Raw genomic sequence first — 20,256 nt, 5'->3', positions numbered from 1 at the left:
TATGACTCGGGAGATCACCCGGGATTTCATCGCCGATCGGCTCGGAACCGTCGGGTACGACCGGTTTTTGCTCTATCTGATGGGGCCGTACAAATCGTTCAACCTGAACTACGTGTTGACCGACGAGGAACTGCAAGACGTGGCGGTCGAAGACCTGCCCAGCCCCTTCGAACGGTTCTTCCAGAACGAGGACGAGATCGACGAGGCGAAGGCGCTCCTGCGTCGAGTCCAGGGATCGCTCCGGGCGGATCCGGGGGTGAACGCGTTCCTCGCGGTCGACGCCGATATCGATACGGACGAGGTCGATGCGGTGACCCAGAGCATCGAGTACACGCGGTGTGCGAACGCGACCGCGTTCGTCCTGCCGTTTCTCGGCCACAATTTCGGCGTCGGCGAGGAGGCGGGGAGCATTCTCGAGGCCGTCGCGGAGACGGGAAGCGACCGGATCGTCTTCGTTCGCGAGGCGAACGTGACCAGCGAGATGATCCGATCGGCGCGGACTCGGTGGGACCTCCGCATCGAGACCTACGAGACGGAAGCGGAACTGATCGAGACGCTGCGGCGGTTCGTCGTCACGACGATGAACCGCGAGCGGTTCGGTGACCTCGAGTACCTCGATTGATTCCGAGCCGAATCGACCGTTCGGTCCCGGGTAATCGCCGCGTTCGCGGTGCATCACACCGTTTAACTGTCGTCCGGGGGAAGTGAGCCCAATGACCCTGCACGTGACGAACACGTTGACGGGCGAAAAAGAGCCGTTCGAGCCACAGGACCCGGAAAACGTCTTGCTCTACTACTGTGGCCTGACGGTCTCGGACCCGCCACATCTGGGCCACGCCCGCTCGTGGGTCCACGTCGACGTCATGCACCGCTGGCTCGAGCAACTCGGCTACGACGTGCGTCACGTCGAGAACTTCACCGACGTCAACGAGAAGATCGTCGCCCGCGTCGGCGAGGACGACCTCGGCGCGGACGAACGCGAGGTCGCCGAGAGCTACGTTCGGCGGACGATCGAGGACATGCGCTCGCTGAACCTCCTGCGCGCCGAGGTCTACCCGCGCGTCTCCGAACACGTCCCCGAGATCGTCGACCTCGTCGAGACGCTGATCGAGAAGGGCTACGCCTACGAGTCCAACGGGTCGGTCTACTTCGACGTGACGAGCTTCGAGGAGTACGGCAAGCTCTCGAACCAGGAGCTGACCGAGATCGAGTCACAGGGCGACCCGGACGAGCGCTCGGAGAAGCGCCACCCCGCGGACTTCGCGCTCTGGAAGGCCGGCGGCGTCGATCCCGACGCCGTCGCGGAACACCGCCACGAGGGCGTCGACCACGGCGGCGACCCGCCCGAGGGCCTGACCTGGGACTCCCCGTGGGGCGAGGGCCGGCCCGGCTGGCACATCGAGTGTTCGGCGATGAGCATGACCCACCTTGGCGAGACGCTGGACATCCACGTCGGCGGCCGCGATCTGGTCTTTCCCCACCACGAGAACGAGATCGCCCAGTCCGAGGCCGCGACGGAGCAGCAGTTCGCGAACTACTGGCTCCACTGCGAACTGTTCCAGATGGACGAGGAGAAGATGTCCTCGAGTCTGGGCAACTTCGTCACGGTCGCGGAGGCGATCGACCGCTGGGGGGCAAACGTCATGCGGACCTTCCTGACCGCCGGCTCCTACAACAGCCAACAGCTCTACTCCGACGAGACGATCGCCGAGGCCGAAGAGCGGTGGGAACAGCTCGAGCGGGCCTACGAGGCCGCCGCCGAGACGCTCGACTCACCCGCGGCGAGTTCGAAGGCCGAAGACCTGACGCTGCGTGAGGCGGTCGCCGACGCCCGCGAGGCCTTCAGGACCGCGATGAACGACGACTTCAACACGCGGGAAGCACAGTCGGCGCTGCTGTCGGTCGCGACGGCGATCAACCGCCACCTCGAGGCGGTCGGCGACGAGGGAGCTGACTACCGCGGGCTCCGCCGGGCCGTCGAGGCGCTCGACGAACTGGGCGGGATCCTCGGGCTCTCCTTCGACGGGTCGACGACCGGCTCGGCCGAACTCGCCGGCGACGTCGTCGAACTCGTCCTCGAGGTCCGCGAACGGGAACGCGAGGCGGGCAACTACGAGCGCGCCGACGAACTCCGCGACGAACTCGCGGCGCTGGGAATCGAGGTACAGGATTCGGACGACGGCCCGACGTATCGGCTCCCCGACGGCGAGTGAGGGCGGGCCCGGATGGATCGACCGGTTCTCGATAGTCGGTCGGTAGCACACCCCTCAAGTAGATCCCGCTCCAAGAGTGGGTAATGAGTAGTTCAGGCGAGGACTCGTTGGTCGCCGCCGGCTTCGATGCGTTGGCCGCCCGCGTCGCGATTCTCGATACGGGCGGTACGATCGTCTACACGAACGAATCCTGGGAGTCGTTCGGCGACGAACAGGGACTGGCACGGAGCGCGGGCGGCGTCGGGAGTAACTATCTCGCGGTCTGTGAGGCGAGCGACGATCCCGATGCGGTCGAAACCGCACGCGGGATCCGCGCGATCGCCGCCGGCGACAGCGAGTCGTTCCGCCTCGAGTACCCCTGCCACACGCCGGGCGAGGACGGCTGGTACCTGCTGGATGCCAGACCGTACGACCACGGCGGCGAGCGGTTCGTCCTCGTCATGCACGTGGACATCACCGAACGCAAACTCCTCGAGCGGCGGACGCAGGAACAGGCCGACCGGATGGAGTCGTTCGCCACACTGCTCTCTCACGACCTCCGGAACCCGCTGTCCGTTGCGCTGGCGCACACGGAGATGCTCGAACTGGACGACGGCGTCGACCTCGGCGACGACAGCGACGAGAACCCGTTGCGCGCCTCGCTCGAGCGTATGGAGTCGATCATTGACGAGGCGCTGCACCTCACGACGATCGACGCGGTCGAGGAGACCGAACTTCTGGCGCTCTCGCGGGCCGTCGAGACTGCCTGGACCACCGTCCGCACGGACGGCGCGAGCGTCGACGTCGTCGACGACATCGCGATCCGTGCCGATCCGTCGCTGCTGACACACCTCTTCGAGAACCTGTTTCGAAACGCTGTCGAACACGGTTCGACAAGCCCTGACTCCCGAACTCGTCAGGACGCCGTCGAACACGGGGGAGACGGCCCCCGTATCGAGGTCGGGGCCCTCGAATCGACGGCCGCCGACGGGGACCGCGACGACGAGGCGGCGAAAGCGGTCGAGGGCGGAACGCGGCCCACGGACTGGTCGGGCGAAGCGGCCGACTACGACGGGTTCTACGTGGAAGACGACGGTCCCGGAATCCCGCCCGACGAGCGGGCGGCGGTGTTCGAATCGGGGTACTCCAGCGCCGGTGGGTCGGGCTTCGGGCTGGCGATCGTCAGCGACGTCGTCGACGCCCACGGCTGGTCGATCTCGATCGCGTCGGGACGGAACGGCGGCGCTCGGTTCGAGGTTCGCGGCGTCACCGTGGTCGAGCGATAAGCACCTGCGGTCAGAAGCCGATCGCGGTCGCGATCGAGACGCCGCTGGCGAGCGCGCCGAGCAGATAGCCCCCGATCGCCCCGCCGTTCAACAGCGGGAGGCCCGCGTGGGCCCGCCCCTCGATCACCATGTACATCAGGACGAGCAAGCCGGCGATCGTCCCCAGCGACGCGCCAAGCGCCGCCAGATTCAGCGCGAGCCCCGGAACCGCGATCGCCCCGGCCTCGAGGAACGACGCCGCACTGGCGACCAGTACCGTCGGGATGACGGCGTCGCCCAGCCCGATGAAGAAGGCGTCGCGCTCGAGGACGTCATCCTCGACTGCTTCGTCGTCGGTCGTGGCTGTCCCATCGTCGTCTTCGGCCGCTTCGCCGTCGCTCCCGTCCGCGGCCGTCCCGTCGTCGCCCGCGTCCTCGTGTTCGGCGACCGGCTGGCCGCCGTCGGCGGCACTTTCGTCCTCGAGGGCGTCCTCGGCGCTGCCGGCCGCGAGATAGGAGTACGACAGCGTCGTCGGCACGACGAGGACGACCGGGATCTTGAGGTCCATCACGCCCTCGGCGAGATCGAGCATGTGTTCGGTGCCGTAGACGCTGATGGCGTCGTAGACGGCCAGCACCGAGAGTAACAATAGGGCCGGCAGGAGCCCGAAACTGATCCCGAAGAGGGCGGCGGCACCGGCTCCCATCACGATCCCCGCGCCGTCGATGACGTACCACTCGGGATACCACAGCAGGGCGGCACCGACGGCCAGCGAGGCGAGGACGGCGAGTCCGTCGGCAACGCTGGCCGGGGCGATCGGCTCGACGAGGGCGGGCACGAGTTCGGCGAAGACGTACCACGAGATCATCACGCTGACACCGACCAGTAGGAGTCTGATCAGCCCCTCGAGGTCGTACCGGAAGGCGGCGAGCATCAGCGCGGTCGCGACGAGCATGATACCGACGTAAAAGATGCTGTTGGTCGGATCCTGCGGGTTCTCGACGGCTTGTCGTCCCGACTGGTCGAACGGTTCGACCAGCGCGAGGGCACCGATCTGGACGGCGACGAACAGCAGGACCGTCGCGCCGACGGCCGCGAGGATCCGGCTCCGATCGTTCATGCGGCGGGGTTCGAACCCCGCTTATATCGGCTTTTTCACTCGAGGGCCGGGCGGTGACGAGGAGTGTCCGAGAGAAGCGACCGCTACCGCGCGTACAGCGTCGATCCGACCAGTGCGGGCAAGTGGACGCCGTCGTCAGGCGTTACCGCCAGATACGGCCGCGAGACCGGTCCGAAGACGTCGACCACGCGGCCGATCGCCTCGAGGTCGTCGTCGAGGACCGTCGTCCCGATCTCGTCGCGGTGGGCGTCGCCGTCCGTTTCGTCCGCCCGGAGGACCGCGAGGCCCTGTGCGGTGCGGACGACGCTTCCAACCCGGCGCATCTCACTCGCGCATCGCGACGACGTACGCCGCGACGGCTTGGACGAGGTCGTTCTTCGTCGAGTCGTCGGCCCCGCGGACGACGACCCGGCCCCGGTCGGCCCAGTGTTCCCGCGAGTAGGCCTTGTCCCGCTCGATCGTGGCGTCGTACCCGATCTGCTGGACGGCCTTCGCGATCTCGTCGACCGTCGGTTCCTCGACCGCCAGGTCCTCGGCCACGCGCCGTCCCTCGGCCCGTGAGAGGGCCGCATCGAGATAGGCGGGCCAGATGACGTTCTCGACCATGCGCGTTCCTGTGCGGTCCGGCGAGTAAACCCTTTTCAAAACGATACGTCAGTGCGGGGGTACGGCGAACCGAACGGGAGACAGAAAGAACCGCGGACGCTATCGTCGCCGGGCAACGAAGCCGGCGGCGGCCAACAGGGCGATCAGTGCGGCGGCAGTGCCGAACCCGGGGATAGCGCTCTCGTTATCCCCGTCGCTCTCCGATCCGCCGTCCGACTCGTTTCCGTCGTCGCGGTACTCCTCGTCGACCGCCTCGAGGTCGCCTTCGATCTCGCTGTACACGTCGGGATGGACGGTCTCGATGATCGTCTCGATCGCGTAGACGACGTTGGGACCGGGCTGGCTCATCGCGTTATCGTCGACGGCGACGATGTTGTCCTCCTGGATGGCGGTCACTCCATCGAGGTCAGCCGTCGACGGCGGCGCATCCCAGCGGTCGCTGTCGGGGTAGACGATCCACTCGGGGTTCGCATCGACGACGACCTCCGAGTTCATCTGTCCCCATTCTACCTGGCCCTCCTCGGCCGCCAGGTTGGTCAGGCCGGCCGTCGTCATCACGTCGTGCTGGAACGTCTCCGTGCCGTGGGTGTCGCCGCTCTCGCCGCCGTCGTAGTACGCGAGCGGTGCGGACTCGTTTTCGAGCGCGTTCTCGTAGATCTCGAGTCGCTCGTTCATCCACTGGAGCGTCTCCTCGGCACCGTCACACTCGCCGGTCACCTGCCCGGTCACGCGGACGTTCTCGCGAACGTCCTCGAGCGAGGTCGCTCGGTCGAGGACGACGACCGTGATCCCGGCGTCCTCGAGTTGCTCGAGGAGATCCTGATTGTAGAGAGCGACGTTCGCGGCGAGGACGACGTCGGGATTCAGGCTGATGATCTCCTCGGCGACGGGAGTCACGCCGTCGTCTTTGGTGATGTCGGTCCTGTCGCCGGCCTCGAGCGACTCGGTGTACTGGCCGACGGGCATGCCGACGACCGTGTCCTCGGCACCGATCGAGTAGGCGAGTTGTGCGTCGCCCGGATAGAGCGTGACGACCGACTCGGGTTCGTCCTCGATCGTCACGTCCTCGCCGGTCGCGTCGGTCATCGTGAGCGGATAGTCACACTGTACCTCGGCGTCTTGTACGGCTGCTCCGGTCCCAGTTCCGGCGCCGGCCACGGCGGGCCCGATCGCCGAAACTGTAAGGAGAACTGTCAGAATAACGGCTAGCTGTCGTTGCATCGGGAGTACATCTACCCCACTTCAACAAATATTTGCCTACTGCAAGCGAGGTTGAGACGAATGCAGCGACGGCACCGAACGGCAGTGTGGTCAGCAGGACTGAGCGTCCTGCTCGTGGCCGTCGTCATCGGCAGCGCCGCCCTCGGACCGGTCCGGATCGAGCCGGCGACCGTTGCGATGGCGATCCTCAACGGCGTCGCCGTCCCGTCCGGGATCGAAGTTGGGACCGCGACGCTGCCCCTGTTCGGATGGCCCGTGCCGGTTCCGGGCCTCGAGTTTTCGTCCGCGTTCTCGTTTCCCGTCGAGAAGACCCACGAGTACATCGTCGTGCAACTGCGACTGCCGCGGATCGTCCTCGCCGCGACGGTCGGGTTCGCGCTCGCCGCCGCGGGGACGGTGATGCAGGGGTTCTTCCGGAACCCGCTCGCCGATCCGTCGATCATCGGCGTCTCCTCGGGCGGTGCGGCCGGCGCGGTCGCGGCCATCGCCTTTCCCGCGCTCGTTCCGTTCGGCAGCCTCCATCTGGCCGCGTTCGTCGGCGCGCTCGCGACGGCGTTTCTCGTCTACGCGATCGCGACCGAGGGCGGACAGACGCCGGTCGCGACGCTGTTGCTCGCCGGCGTCGCCGTGCAGGCCTTTCTCGGCGCGATGATCTCGTACATGCTCATCCACAGCGGCGACGGCCTCAGGGAAGCCGTCGTCTGGTTGATGGGGAGCCTGGCAAACCGGGGCTGGAACGACGTCACGTTCGCGCTCCCGGTGTCGCTCGCCGGCGCGCTCGTGCTGGCAACGTACGCGCGGGAACTGAACGTCCTCCTGCTTGGCGAGGAGGACGCCCACCACCTCGGGGTCGAGGTCGAGCGGACCAAACTCGTCCTGCTCGCGCTCGCGAGCGTCGTCACCGCGGCGGGGGTCGCCGTCACGGGCGTCATCGGGTTCGTCGGGTTGGTCGTCCCCCACATCATGCGGCTGCTCGTCGGCCCGGACCACCGGATCCTGTTCCCGACGAGCGCGCTCGCCGGCGCGTCGTTTCTGGTCGTCACGGACACGATCGCGCGGTGGCCGGCCGGCCCGACCGAGGTCCCGGTCGGCATCGTCACGGCGGCGCTCGGTGCCCCCTTCTTCCTGTTCCTGCTCACGCGCCGGGAGGTGTACTCGGTGTGACGCCGGCCGACCGCGACTCCGGTGCCGGCCGCGACCGAGATGACGACCTCGAGCCGGCGTCGATCTCGATCACGGACTGTTCGCTGTCGTTCGGCGACCTCGCAGTCCTCGAGAACGTGTCACTGACTATCGAGCCCGGCGAGTTCGTCGGGTTCGTCGGCCCGAACGGGGCCGGCAAGACCACCCTTTTGCGGCTGATCAGCGGGGCGCTCGCGCCCGATTCGGGGTCGATCGCGATCGACGGAACCGACGTTCACGGACTCTCCTCGCGGGCCTCGAGCCGGCTCGTCTCGGTCGTGCCCCAGGACACGACGCTGTCGTTTTCCTTCCCCGTCCGCGACGTCGTCGAGATGGGGCGACACCCGCATCGCTCCCGGTTCTCGTCGGCGACGCCCGAGGACCGCGCCGCGGTCGAGCGCGCCCTCGAGCGGACCCGGACCGCCGAACTGGCCGATCGGCCGATCGACGAGGTCAGCGGCGGCCAGCGCCAGCGGGTCGTGCTGGCGCGGGCGATCGCCCAGGAGACCCCGGTGATGCTGCTGGACGAACCCACCGCGAGCCTCGACGTGAACCACCAGGTCGAGACGCTCGAGCTGGTCCGGGAGCTGGTCGAGGGCGGTCGGACGGTCGTCGCGGCGATCCACGACCTCGAGCTGGCCGCCCGCTACTGCGATCGGCTCGTGTTGCTCGCGGACGGGCGGGTCGCGGCGGACGGCCCGCCCTCGAGCGTGTTGACGCGGGAGGCGCTCGCGGACTCGTTCGACGCGAACGCGGTCGTGACGCCGAGTCCGGTGACCGGGACCGAGACGGTGACCGCGTTCGCGGCCGACCGCGAGGCGGGGCCGCTGCCGGACCGGGTCCACGTCCTAGGGACCGGCACCGCTGCGGCCGGCGTCATCGCCCGCCTCGAGGCCGCGGGCGTCGGCGTCTCGGTCGGCCCGGTCTCGAGCGGCGACGCGGCGGCGGAGACGGCCCGCTCGCTCGGCGTCGAAACCGTCGAGACCGAGCCGTTCGCCCGGCCGAGTAACGCGGAGTTAGAGAGTGTCGAGTCGCTGATTCGGGCAGCTGGGGCGACAGTTCTCGCGGATTTCGTCGTCGGGGCGGGCACCCAGTCGCTGCTCGACCCGCTCGACGAGACGGACTCGCTCGTGCTGGTGGAGACGCGGCCGTTCGCCGACCGGAACTTCGCCGGCGGCGAAGCGCGAGAGCGCTACGAACGGTATCGTGAACGCGGACTCGAGGTGCCGGGCAGTCGCGTCCTCGAGGCTGTCTCGACGGTCGGTGCGGATCGGTCGCTATCGCGATCGTCGCCCCCGGCCGACTCGCGGGAGTCCTCCGACGACTGACGGCGACGCAGACGATTGACTGCGGGCCAGTCCCGAGTGGACGGAGCTGGCGGCGCGGACTGGACGGTTTTTTACCCCTCCGCCACCGAGTGGCCGCCAATGACCGAGTACGACTACGACGAGCTCGGACTCGTCGCCGGGCTGGAGATCCACCAGCAACTCGACACGGCGACGAAGCTGTTCTGTCAGTGTCCGACCGAGCTTCGCGAGCCCGAGGCGTCGACGCGAACGTTTTCGCGCTATCTCCACCCCACCCGGAGCGAACTGGGCGAACTCGACGACGCCGCCGTCGAGGAGAGCATGGTCGACCGCGAGTTCGAGTACCTCGCCTACGACACGACCTGTCTCGTCGAGGAGGACGACGAGCCGCCCCACGAGTTGGACGAGGAAGCCCTCGAAACCGTCCTCGAGATCGCCCAGCTCATGGACATGAGCCCGGTCGACCAGGCCCACGTCATGCGCAAGATCGTCGTCGACGGCTCGAACACGACGGGCTTCCAGCGCTCGTCGCTGATCGCCACCGGCGGCGCGATCGAGACCAGTGCAGGAGCGGTCGGCATCGAAGACCTCATGCTCGAGGAGGAAAGCGCCCAGCGCGTCGAGGAGACCGACGACGGCGTCCGCTACAGTCTCGACCGGCTCGGGATCCCGCTGGTCGAGATCGGGACGAGGCCCGACATCTCGACGCCGGAGCAGGCCCTCGAGGCCGCCGAGCGGATCGGCATGCTGCTGCGTTCGACCGGGAAGGTCAAGCGCGGCCTGGGGACGATCCGCCAGGACGTCAACGTCTCCATCGAGGAGGGTGCCCGCGTCGAGATCAAGGGCGTCCAGAGCCTCGACGACATCGACGACATCGTCCGCAACGAGGTGGCCCGACAGGCCGAACTCGTCAAGATCGCGGCCGAACTGGAGGAGCGCGAGGCGTCGGTCGGCGAGGTACAGGACGTGACCGGGGTCTTCGAGGACACCGACAGCGGCGTCATCTCGGGGGCGCTGAACTCGGGCGGTGCCGTCACGGCGGTGCCGCTCTATGGCTTCGACGGGATCGTCGGCCGCGAAATCGCCCCCGACCGCCGGCTCGGGACCGAACTCTCCGATCACGCGAAGCGCCACGGCGCGGGCGGGATCTTCCACACCGACGAACTGCCGGCGTACGGCGTCACCGAGGACGAGGTCACCGACCTGCGTGCTGCCGTCGGTGCCGAACCCGAGGACGCCGTCGCCATCGTCGCCGCCGACACCGAGGTTGCGGAATCGGCGATCGAGGCCGCCGCCGAGCGTGCCGAGACCGCCCTCGAGGGCGTCCCCGAGGAGACCCGCGGCGCGAACGACGACGGGACGACCCGCTATCTGCGCCCCCTGCCCGGCGCGGCGCGGATGTACCCCGAGACGGACGTGCCGCCGGTCGAGCCCGACCCGAGCGAGGTGCCCGAACCCGAACTGTTGACCGAGAAGGTCGAGCGGTATCAGGACGAGTACGACCTCGGCGCGGGGCTGGCCGAACAGGTCGCCTACGGCGAGTACATGCCGCTGTTCGAGGACGTCGTCGGCGGCGGAATCGATCCCACGCTGGCCGCGACGACGCTCGAGTCGACGCTGACCGAAGTCCGTCGTGACGGCGCGCCCGTCGAGAACCTGACCCGCGACCACCTCGAGGGCGTTCTCCGGCTGGTCGAGGACGGCGACCTGCCGAACGAGGGCGTGCCGGATCTGCTCGCGGCACTGGCCGAGGAGCCGGACCGGACGGCCGAAGAAGCGGCCGAGGACGCCGGACTCGGCGGAGCCGAGGAGGACGAAGTCCGCGAGGCCGTCGTCGAGGTCGTCGAACGCAACGCGGGCCAAGTCGAGGAGGAGGGCATGCAGGCCTTCTCCGGACTCATGGGCGAGTGCATGGGCGCGCTCCGCGGGAAGGCCGACGGCGACCTCGTGAGCGAACTCCTGCGCGAGGAGATTCAGAAACGAGCGTAACTCGCTCGAGGCGCAGTGCTACCGACGCCGCGGTTCTCACTCATCGACGAGTTCCTCGAGCAGCGTCTCTAACTCGTAGCTCTGGAGTGCGTCCCGTTCTTCGATCGCCGAGATGACGAACGTCGAGTCGGTCCGTTCGACGCCCTCGAGTTGTTCGAACTCGGCGATCAGGCGTTCGACCATGCCGCTGTCGCTCAGGCGTGCGACGACGATGAAGTCCGTCTCTCCCATCGTGAAGTAGACGTTCGTAACCCCCTCGACGGTCAGGAGCCGATCCGCGAACGTCTCGTAGGAGCCCCGATAGTCCGCGTGAACCTCGATCAGGACGGTGACGCCCAGCCCGAGTGCCTCGAGATCGATATCGTAGCGGTCGTTCTCGATGATGCCCTCCTCTCGGAGGTTGTTGAGACGGTAGTGGATCGTCGAGATCGGAATGTCGGTCGCCTCGTGGAGCCGTTCGGGACTTCCCGTCTCGAGTTCGGCGATCGCCTTGAGGAGGCGCACGTCGCGTTCGTCCATATGGACGAGGTTCGACCCCGACCGACATGTGTTTTCCGGCTTATGTAATTGCATATTTCTCCAACTATCGGCCGATTATCGGCGTCCAACTCGAAATGAATTCATATGTGTGGTTCTTGATTCTCAAAACACCGCTCGATTGTAGAAGGGTCTAAATACGACCGTGATTTTCGAAGGAGATATGAGTACAATCGATTGGATTCCAGATGGGTGCCGTGATGCGGCACTCTTTTCGATACTCGCGCTATGCTGGGGCAGTTCGTTCGTCGCGATCGAGATCGGACTCGAGTACGTTCCGCCGCTCCTGTTCGCCGGCCTTCGGTACGCGATCGCGGGCGCGATCGTCTTCGCATACGCGGCCGTGGTGAACGATCGGGTTCGACCGGCGGGCCGTGGAGAGTGGGCGGCAGTTACCGTCGCCGGCACGTTCGTCATCGCGCTCTATCACGGCCTGTTGTATCTCGGCGAACTGTACGTGTCGGGCGCGGTCGCGGCGACGATCGTTAGCACGGCCCCGATCCTGACGGCAGGGTTCGCCGGCGTGGTACTCCCGGAGGAGCGGCTGGCACCTGCAGGGATCGCAGGCTTGATACTCGGTCTGGTGGGCGTGATCGCTGTCGTCCAGCCGTCATCGGCCGCGCTCGGAAGCGACGTGACCGTCGGCGCTGTCCTCGTGTTCGGCTCGGCCGTCGCGTTCGCGCTCGGGAGCGTCCTCGTCCGCCCGATCGACTCGGCGCTCCCGATCGAGACGCTCCAGGCGTGGGCGATGCTCATCGGGGCCGGCGTGTTGCTCGGCTGGGCGTTCCTGCGCGGGGAGTCGGTCGCAGCGATCGAACTGACGTCGGCGACGGTCCTCTCGTTTAGCTACCTGACGCTCGTCTCCGGCGTGTTCGCGTTCTTCCTCTACTTCGAACTGCTCGAGCGAACCGGCGCGACGCAGGTCATCCTGGTCAGCTACGCCGAGCCGGTAGTTGCGATGGGGGTAAGCTGGGTCGCGCTGGGATATCTCGTCGACTCGCTCACGCTCGTCGGCCTGGTGACGATCCTCGCGGGCTTCGTCATGATCAAACGCAAGGCGCTGCGGTCCGTGCTTCGCTCGGCGCTCGACGGAGCGTCTTCCACGACCCCGTGATCGGCCACGTCTCGAGGCAGGCACTAACCGGTTTGCCACCGTACGGACAGCCTCGTCGGGTCGATCGGGACTTGGCCGTATCTGCACCGTCGGAAACAGTTATTAGCACGCACGTTGCCCGACAACCTGACTGAGAACGATGCAGCGCAAAACCGACCATACGGACCGTACTGTGGTGTGTCACGTGCGCGCACCCCTGCTTCTCGAGCCGATCGACGAGCAGATCGAGACGCTACAAGCCTGCGAGGACGAGGGAGCGATCGACGACCTGCTGTTGCGGAGTTGGCCCAAGGAGGTCGCGCTCTCCGAAGAGAGCCCCCATCAGGAGGTCCTCGAGAACTACGAACGGTTCGAGCAGTGGGCCGATCGCCGCGGCGTGAGCGTCCGCCCGCCGTTTCGGGAGCGGGAAACGACCTCGCAGATCACCGGTGAGACCCGCGAGCGGCTCGTGACGCCGCTTTTGTGTCTCGAGATCTACGAGGACGACGATCTGGTCGGGGTCTTCCCTCACACCGACGAGCGGACCGAGGAGACCTACACCACCGACGAGGCGATCGCGACGCTTCGGACCGGCGCGGTGCCGACCCCGCTCGAGCCGGTCGATGCCGGAGCAGCGACCGACGCCGACGGTGCGCCGGATGGGACGATCTCGGACCCGTGTCCCGACTGCGGCGGGGAGTTGATCGACGGCCAGGGACTGTTTGCCTGTGGCGACTGCGGCTGGGTCGGGCAGGTGACCGACTCCGGGCGGTACGTCGCCCAGGTGACGGCGTCCAAGACGACGGCGGAAGGGCAGACGCCGCCGCAGTCATAGGGACCCGTAGTCACAGTGCCCCGCAGTAACAGTGCCCCGCAGTAACAGTGCCCCGCAGTAACAGTACCCTCGACTACTCCGTTTTGGTCGCGAACGCGACGGATTCGACGCCGTCTCCCCGGCGCGTTCGCAGATTTACTCCTCGACCAGATCGCCGCTGTACTCGGCGTCGACCGCGACGGCCGATCCGTCCTGTTCGAACGTCACCGAATCGGCGTCGGTTCCCAGCGCCGACTCGAGGCGGTCGCGGTCGACGCTGGCCTCGTCGGCGTAGGTGACGACGGCGCTTGCGGTCGCGTCGCCGTCGCCGAGCGAGAGCTGTTGATGTGCGCCGTTTGCCCCCTCGAACGCGCCAAAGGCGAACTCGAGGCTGTCCGAGGACACCTGTTCGTTGCCGAGGGTCGCGGGATCGAACGCCTCGGTTTCCGTGTACCGACAGAGCGCCATGCCGTCGGTCGAACTGGCACGAAGGAGCCACTCGAAGTCCTCGTCGACGGCGTGTTTCGGCTCCCGATCGCCGACGGCCGTCTCGAGGACGCGTTCGACGGCGGCGATCGGCTCGAAGCCGTCGTCGTTCGGGTTTGGCGAGGTGACCGCGAACACTTCCTCGGAGACGCCGACGGCCTCGCCGGAGTCGGGGTCGCTGTAGACCGAATACGCGTCGGTGTCGCTCTCGGCCGCGTAACCGGCCGACTCGAGGTCGGCGGCGAGCCCGTCCTGATCGTACTGGCCCTTGACGGCGTAGACGCCGTTGGCGTCGACCAGCACGCCCTCGTCGGCGGCCGTCTGATCGTTGTTCACGTAGGCCTGGCGGGAGGCGCGACTGCCGAAGTTGCCGAACAGAACTGCCATGATGACGGGGTTCCCGAGCAGGGGATCCGTCGGCTCGTTGCCTTCGGCTGCACCCTCGTCGTTGAGCAGGGTATCGAGCGTCGCGCCGTCGATCGCACCGTAGAAGTACGACGGGTCGTCGCTCTGTGGGAGAATCGAGGCGTAGGCGGGAAGGTCACCGTTCTCACCGTCGATGTCCGCGTCACCGGCCGATTCGTCGGACTCGTCTTCGGTGTCGTCGTCGGAGCCGTTACCGTCGTCGGACGATCCGGAACAACCGGCCAGCAACGCCATCCCCGTTCCAAGTAGTCCCAGCGTCGCTCGTCGGCGATAGGTAGTCATGGTCAGGTGATGGTCACTGAAACCGTATTATTGTACCGGCCGTTATCGCCGATATTTAGCAGCGTTGACAGCCCGAGCGCCACCTCAACGGTCAGTCCTCGGCCGGCCGCTCGGTCGCGCGGCGGAGGAGACCGAGCAGGGTGTTGGCCTCGCGTTCGGTCAGGTCCGCCCGACCGAACACCCGTCTGAGCATCCGCATCGTCTTGTCGCGTTTCTCGTCGGGGTGGTTGATCTCGGTCAGCAGGTCGTCCCACTGGCCGTAGAGTCGGTCGACGGTTGCCTCGGGGGCACGAACCCGTTCGACGTCCGGTAACTGCGTTGCCTCGAGCGCGAGCGACCGAAGTTCGTAGAGCGTGACGGTCGCGGCCTGCCCGAGGTTGAGGACGGGGTAGGCCGCGCTCGCGGGGATCGAACAGATCTCGTCGATCCGGGCGAGTTCCGCGTTGGTCAGCCCGACGCGCTCGCGGCCGAACACGAGTGCGGTCGGTGCTTCGACGGTCGGGAGCCGGTCGGCCAACTCCGCGGGGGTCGAGTAGGGAAACCGCGTGTGGCTGCGATCGTCCTCGTTGGTCACCGCCGTACAGCCGATTGTATGGTAGTTCTCGACGAGGTGATCGAACGTGATCTCCTCGGCCTCGGGTAGGACATCCTCTCGAGCGTGGCCCGCGTAGCCGTAGGCCTCGCCGTCGGGATCGAGTTCGGGCGGGTCGATCAACAGCAACTCCTCGAAGCCGAAGTTCTTCATCGAGCGGGCGATCGTGCCAACGTTCCCCGGCGACTGGGCGTCGACGACGGCGACGGCCGGCACCGTTCGCGCCGTCGCGTCCGCGGTAGGTGGGATATCCTCACTCATCGGTTCGGAAAGCGGACGACCGAGACGCGAAATCGTTCGATGCCTCGTCGAAGGGGGGCTGTCGTCGAGTTCGATGGTGACTCCGTTCCGAGACCGCCGGACGGGACGGATGCGACCGACGCGACGGAAGCGAGACGCGGGTTCATAGCCGGAGTAGTGGTCGGGACCGCAAAAAGGAGTCCGTTCGTGACTGGCCGCGACCGGCTGTCGTGTGGTGGCTCGAGTCAGACCAGTTGCCGTTTCAGGACAACTACTCTAGCTTAGATACACTAGTCTAGAAACACTACTAGACTAGAGACATGGTAGTCCGATAGAACGGTATCCCCATCGTCGTGTTCCGACAGTGTGTTTCCGTGACTGTGGACCCCATCGAAGTCGTGGCCTCGTCGACTGTGCCGGTACAACGGGATCGTTCCCGTCCAGTATCGCCCTGTACGGGTTGGATTGGAATTAGTGAGAGAGGGACACACCCCCCTCGCGTTTGTAACCGTGATTGCGAGTGGGGGTTCTGTTCGTGAACACACCACCATCGCGGATGAAAGGCTGTTCGATAGTTCGCCTCATACGGCCCAAATCGGGCAATACTGATCGGACCACCCCACTCGTTTCCCGTTACAAACGCGACCGGGGTGTGCCCCCTCGAGCGAATCCCGATTCGAACGTTCGACCGCTGTAGCGATGCGGTTTCGACTGCAGTCTCGGATTCGGACCACACGCAGTGACCGCGACACAGCTCTCGGAATCGGTCGGTACTGGGGGTTTCGTGATCGAACGCGCCGGTTTTACACCCGCGATGGGGGTGCCCGTCCTGTGAATCGACCGGTTTCGGCGTTAGAAGCGCGAGGGCGGCGGATCGCCGGACGGACGGCCAGGTGGTCGAAAACGGGCGCTCGAGTCGCTTACCCGACGTGTTTACATCCGCGATCGATCTCCACAGCTTTATTTCAGTCGAGTTGAAAAGGCCGGCCACTGCAATGGCCGCCAACGACGATCGAGATCCGCTCTTTCGGTACGACGACCCCGTCTTCGCCGACGAGCGTCTGCTCGAGATCACGCACCTGCCCGGGCCGGACCGGATCGTCGGTCGCGACGAACAGATGCAACGGGTTGCGGACGCCCTGAACCCGGCGATCTTTGGGAGCGAGCCCAACCACCTGTTCATCTTCGGCAAGACCGGTACCGGCAAGTCGCTCATCTCGCGGTCGGTCACCCAGCGCGTGATCACCGAGGCCGAACACGACGACGTCACCGTGAAATACGCCTTCATCGACTGCGGGGAGCAGAACACCGAGGCCTCCATCGTCAAGACGATCGCTCAGATCGTCAACGAACCCGACGCGAGCGGGGTCACCGTCCCCGACCGGGGGCTCGGGACCGGCGACTACTACAAGCGCCTCTGGCAGGCCGTCGATCACTGCACCGACGTGACGATCGTCATTCTCGACGAGATCGACATGCTCGAGGACGACGAAGTGTTGCGCAAACTCTCCCGGGCCGGCGAGAACCGCCGAATCTCGGACTCGAGTATTGGCATCATCGGCATCTCGAACAAGATCGACTTCCCGGATCACCTCTCCGAACGCGTCAAGTCCAGCCTCTCGCGGGACGAACTCGTCTTCTCGCCGTACGACGCCAACCAGCTCGTCGAGATTCTCGAGAAACGTCGCGACGCGTTCCACGACGGCGTCCTCTCGGACGACGTGATCCCGTTGACCGCCGCGCTCGCGGCACAGGAACACGGCGACGCGCGCAAGGCGATCGACATCCTCCGGAACGCCGGCCGGATCGCCAAGAAGCGAAACGACACCCGCGTGACGGCCGACCACGTCCGCGACGCCAAGGAGAAGACCGAGGCCGACCGCTTCAACGAACTCATCGAGGGCTCGCCCCAACAGGCCAAGGCGATCCTCTACTCGCTGACCCTGCTGACCGAGAACAGCCAGGAAAAGGAGTTCCCGACGAAGATCATCTACAACCAGTACAAGGAGATCGCCCGCCGGCTTGACTTCGACGTCCTCTCGGAGCGCCGGGTCCAGGAGATCCTCCAGGAGCAGAACTTCCTCAACGTGATCCAGTCCGAACGTGAGGGCCGGGGACGCGGCCGGGGCGCTCACGCGAAACACCGCCTGCTCGAGAACCCCTCGATCGTCAAGAAGGTGCTGCTGCGTGACTCGCGGCTGGCGGTCCTCGAAGAGGAGTGACAACGGGTCCCTCGATCGTCGCGACCTGTGCGGACCGTGACTACTGGTGAGCGGCGGTTTTGGGACGATTTTCGATTGTCGCCACATATCTGGTAGATGTCGGGTCGTATCTCCACTAAAAACATCTAAAACCATATGTCTGGTCAGGAATTTAGCCAGCAGTAAATACTTATGAATATTTACTGCGTCCGTTCGGATAGATGACGAATTTCGTAACCGAACTCCGATCGGCGATGCGAAACGACCCCGGAGCGACGGCTATCGATTGCGAGGATCCGATGACGTTTTCGCAACTCTGGACCGCCACGGACTCGTTTGCGGGCGGCCTCGGGGAGCGGGAGATCACGGCCGGCGATCGGGTCGCGATTCACGTCGCCGATCCGCGCTCGGTTCTCGTCGCGGCCTACGGCGCGCTCAGGGCCGGCTGCGTTCCCGTCACGCTCCCCGCGACCTACGGGAACCGAGACGTGCGACACGTCCTGAGTGACACCGAGGCGACGGCGCTCGTGACCGACTCGAGCCCGATCATGCCCCTCCTGACGGGCAGCGAATCGCTGCGCGTCGCCGTGACCGTCGACTCCGACACCCGGATGGGCGTCTCGTTCGCCGACTTCCTCGACAACGGCGGGATGAACGGCTCGAACTCGCGGACCGGCATCGATGTCGTGCGGCGAGCGGACGAGGACCCAGCGCTGATCGCCTACGTCGATCGCGACGAGCGCCCGCCCGTCGCCGCCGTCTACACGCACGCATCCCTGCACGCGGCCGCAAGCGCTCGGCCGGACGCTCCCGGCGACGGCTCCGACCCACTCGAGTCCCACCGCAGCGCGGTGCCCCTCTCGGACCCGATCGAGTTCATGTACGGCGCGAACGCGACGCTTACCGACGGCGGGCGATACCGGCCGATCACGACCGCCGATCCGACGACGCTGCGCTCGTTGCTCGTGACGACCGAGGCCGATCGGACGTTCATCACTCCGGATCAGTACCGCGACCTCCGTGCGAACGGGGGCATCGACGACCGCGGACTCCGCGTCGTCGAATCGACGCGGGCGACGTTCAGTGCGGAACACGGCGACGCCGGCGACCCCGGCGACGCGGTTCGGCTGTGTGGGCTCCCCGAAACCGGGCTGACACACGTGCGACCGCCGGCCGACGTCGCGTCCGGCTCGATCGGCGACCCCCTCTCCGGGGTCCGGGCGCGAGTCGTCGACGAGGGGGCCGGTGACGAACTCGCGGTCACCAGCGCGGCGGTCGCGGACGACTCCCGCGATCTGCCCTCGTTGACCGACAAGCGGGCGGTGACGATCGACGGCACGCGCTGGGTCAGGACAGGCGTCCCGGCGCGTTCCGAAGACGGCGTGATCCGTCGCCGAACGGAGGCCAAGCCCGTTCGTTCCGCCACGGACCGATAGTGGCTCGCCGGAACCACGATACCTTTTTGCCTCGCTTCCTCAGACCGGGTATGCACAACGTCGACGCCGCCGGCCTGGGGATCGGTGACGACCATCCGCCCCGGATCATGGGCGTATTGAACGTCAGCGAGGAGTCTCCCTACGATCCCAGCGTCTACGACGACCCCGGCGACGCGGCCCGCTACGTCGACGAGGAACTGATCGGCGAAGGGGCCGACATCGTCGACATCGGTCTCGAGTCCGCGAACAAGCGCTTCGACGTCCTCTCGGCCGAGGAGGAACTCGAGCGGCTACCGATCGCGCTCGAGACGATCGAGCGCGTCTCGGGCGACGCGGTCTTCTCCATCGAAACCCGGTACGCCGAGGTCGCCGACGAGGCGCTCTCGCAGGGGTTCGACATGGTCAACGACATCGCGGGCTTTGCCGATCCCGAGATGCCGACCGTCTGTGAGGACCACGACGTCGCGGTCGCGAAGATGGCCAGTCCGCCGGACCTCGAGCGCCCCGGCGCGGTCGAGGAGAACGACTGGGCCGAGCGGAAGTCGCCGGACTGGGCCGAACGAGCGGACTACGTCGACCAGGTGTACGAGGCGCTGAAACAGAACGGGCTGACGGACAAGACGATCGTCGATCCCGCGTTCGGCGGCTGGAGCGAGGCCCAGACGGTCGCCGACGATCAGGAGACGTTCCGGCGTCTGCGGGAGTTCCGGGCGCTCGAGCGGCCCATGCTGGTCTCGATCAACCGGAAGAACTTCCTCGGGGAGATCGCCGGCCGCGAGACCGAGGAACGACTGCCGGTGAGTCTGGCCGCGACCTCGATGGCCGTCGAGCGAGGGGCACACGTGATCCGGACCCACGACGTGGCCGAGACGCGGGACGCGGCCCTGATCGGGAAGGCGTTCACCGAGCGACGGGCCGCGACGGTCGGGGGCATCGACGTCTCGCAACTGGATGTCCACTCGACGGCCGAGTTCCGGGCCCAGCTCCGAGAGCGCGGTATCGACCCCGACTTCGCCGACGACTGGCAGGCCCAACTCCTCGAGATCGACGGGCTCGATGTCGACGCCGGGGAGCGGTTGACGGCGGTCGCGGCCGACCACGGGGCAGTCGTCCAACGCACGTCAGACGCCCGACTGCTGCTCGTCGGATCGACGACGTCGGTTTCCGGCGTTGCAACGGATCTCGCGTCCCGTGACGGCCGTTTGGGCACACTCGGCGAGAAGCTGTCAGAACTGCTGCGTTAAGAGAAAGCTTATACCGGATGCTT

18 protein-coding genes are annotated in these 20,256 nt (G+C 66.6%); 11 read left to right on the top strand and 7 right to left on the bottom strand.

The window, feature by feature from the left end:
• Window position 1: 1 nt before the first annotated feature.
• From NP511_RS01865 to NP511_RS01855, 3 genes are all read left to right on the top strand, one after another.
• Window positions 2-622, top strand: a complete 621-nt coding sequence (locus NP511_RS01865; protein WP_049964176.1) for a DUF7509 family protein — start codon at window positions 2-4, stop codon at window positions 620-622.
• A gap of 91 nt (window positions 623-713) precedes the next feature.
• Window positions 714-2,213, top strand: a complete 1,500-nt coding sequence (gene cysS / locus NP511_RS01860) for a cysteine--tRNA ligase (protein WP_049964175.1) — start codon at window positions 714-716, stop codon at window positions 2,211-2,213.
• A gap of 83 nt (window positions 2,214-2,296) precedes the next feature.
• A complete protein-coding gene (locus NP511_RS01855; protein ID WP_049964174.1) occupies window positions 2,297-3,478 on the top strand; it encodes a sensor histidine kinase in 1,182 nt (393 codons plus the stop codon).
• A 10-nt stretch (window positions 3,479-3,488) separates the two neighbouring features.
• Here NP511_RS01855 and NP511_RS01850 read toward each other — a convergent pair whose 3' ends face one another.
• From NP511_RS01850 to NP511_RS01835, 4 genes are all read right to left on the bottom strand, one after another.
• On the bottom strand, window positions 3,489-4,577 hold the full coding sequence (locus NP511_RS01850) for a presenilin family intramembrane aspartyl protease PSH (RefSeq protein ID WP_049964173.1): 1,089 nt from the start codon (window positions 4,575-4,577) through the stop codon (window positions 3,489-3,491).
• A gap of 83 nt (window positions 4,578-4,660) precedes the next feature.
• Complete coding sequence (locus NP511_RS01845; RefSeq protein ID WP_006180892.1) at window positions 4,661-4,900, bottom strand: H/ACA ribonucleoprotein complex subunit GAR1; 240 nt, start codon at window positions 4,898-4,900, stop codon at window positions 4,661-4,663.
• Window position 4,901: 1 nt separating this feature from the next.
• Entirely contained in the window at window positions 4,902-5,183 is a 282-nt protein-coding gene (gene srp19 / locus NP511_RS01840; RefSeq protein ID WP_006180893.1) for a signal recognition particle subunit SRP19, read from the bottom strand.
• A gap of 99 nt (window positions 5,184-5,282) precedes the next feature.
• Window positions 5,283-6,404, bottom strand: coding sequence for a PGF-CTERM-anchored ABC transporter substrate-binding protein (locus NP511_RS01835; RefSeq protein ID WP_049964172.1), 1,122 nt, complete (start codon window positions 6,402-6,404; stop codon window positions 5,283-5,285).
• 60 nt (window positions 6,405-6,464) lie between these two features.
• On the opposite strand from NP511_RS01835, the gene btuC reads away from it, so the two are divergent.
• The 3 genes from btuC to gatE all read left to right on the top strand — a co-directional run bounded on the left by btuC (window position 6,465) and on the right by gatE (window position 10,882).
• Window positions 6,465-7,568 carry a vitamin B12 ABC transporter permease BtuC gene (gene btuC / locus NP511_RS01830; RefSeq protein ID WP_049964171.1) on the top strand — a complete coding sequence of 368 codons (1,104 nt, stop codon included), beginning with the start codon at window positions 6,465-6,467 and terminating at the stop codon, window positions 7,566-7,568.
• Window positions 7,565-8,914, top strand: coding sequence for a heme ABC transporter ATP-binding protein (locus NP511_RS01825; protein ID WP_049964170.1), 1,350 nt, complete (start codon window positions 7,565-7,567; stop codon window positions 8,912-8,914). The genes btuC and NP511_RS01825 overlap by 4 nt, the downstream gene beginning before the upstream one ends.
• A 99-nt stretch (window positions 8,915-9,013) precedes the next feature.
• Window positions 9,014-10,882 (top strand): Glu-tRNA(Gln) amidotransferase subunit GatE, encoded by a 1,869-nt coding sequence (gene gatE, locus NP511_RS01820; protein ID WP_049964169.1) that lies wholly within the window; start codon window positions 9,014-9,016, stop codon window positions 10,880-10,882.
• A gap of 36 nt (window positions 10,883-10,918) precedes the next feature.
• On the opposite strand, the gene NP511_RS01815 is transcribed toward gatE, so the two are convergent.
• A complete protein-coding gene (locus NP511_RS01815) occupies window positions 10,919-11,401 on the bottom strand; it encodes an Lrp/AsnC family transcriptional regulator (RefSeq protein ID WP_006180898.1) in 483 nt (160 codons plus the stop codon).
• A gap of 181 nt (window positions 11,402-11,582) precedes the next feature.
• On the opposite strand from NP511_RS01815, the gene NP511_RS01810 reads away from it, so the two are divergent.
• Window positions 11,583-12,533, top strand: coding sequence for a DMT family transporter (locus NP511_RS01810; protein WP_049964168.1), 951 nt, complete (start codon window positions 11,583-11,585; stop codon window positions 12,531-12,533).
• Between the two features lie 139 nt (window positions 12,534-12,672).
• Window positions 12,673-13,347, top strand: a complete 675-nt coding sequence (locus NP511_RS01805; protein ID WP_211249076.1) for an HTH domain-containing protein — start codon at window positions 12,673-12,675, stop codon at window positions 13,345-13,347.
• Window positions 13,348-13,482: 135 nt separating this feature from the next.
• Here NP511_RS01805 and NP511_RS01800 read toward each other — a convergent pair whose 3' ends face one another.
• On the bottom strand, window positions 13,483-14,520 hold the full coding sequence (locus NP511_RS01800; protein WP_049964167.1) for a hypothetical protein: 1,038 nt from the start codon (window positions 14,518-14,520) through the stop codon (window positions 13,483-13,485).
• Between the two features lie 91 nt (window positions 14,521-14,611).
• Window positions 14,612-15,373, bottom strand: coding sequence for an RNA methyltransferase (locus NP511_RS01795; protein ID WP_006648690.1), 762 nt, complete (start codon window positions 15,371-15,373; stop codon window positions 14,612-14,614).
• 974 nt (window positions 15,374-16,347) lie between these two features.
• Here NP511_RS01795 and NP511_RS01790 point away from each other — a divergent pair.
• The 3 genes from NP511_RS01790 to folP all read left to right on the top strand — a co-directional run bounded on the left by NP511_RS01790 (window position 16,348) and on the right by folP (window position 20,233).
• A complete protein-coding gene (locus NP511_RS01790; protein ID WP_006180903.1) occupies window positions 16,348-17,574 on the top strand; it encodes a Cdc6/Cdc18 family protein in 1,227 nt (408 codons plus the stop codon).
• A 200-nt stretch (window positions 17,575-17,774) separates the two neighbouring features.
• Window positions 17,775-18,989 (top strand): AMP-binding protein, encoded by a 1,215-nt coding sequence (locus tag NP511_RS01785; RefSeq protein WP_049964166.1) that lies wholly within the window; start codon window positions 17,775-17,777, stop codon window positions 18,987-18,989.
• A gap of 50 nt (window positions 18,990-19,039) precedes the next feature.
• Window positions 19,040-20,233 (top strand): dihydropteroate synthase, encoded by a 1,194-nt coding sequence (folP, locus tag NP511_RS01780; RefSeq protein ID WP_049964165.1) that lies wholly within the window; start codon window positions 19,040-19,042, stop codon window positions 20,231-20,233.
• The last annotated feature ends 23 nt before the right edge of the window (window positions 20,234-20,256 follow it).

The organism is Natrinema thermotolerans, from assembly GCF_031165565.1.
Classification (GTDB): Archaea; Halobacteriota; Halobacteria; order Halobacteriales; family Natrialbaceae; genus Natrinema; species Natrinema thermotolerans.
This window is presented reverse-complemented; position numbering and strand designations above follow the sequence as displayed.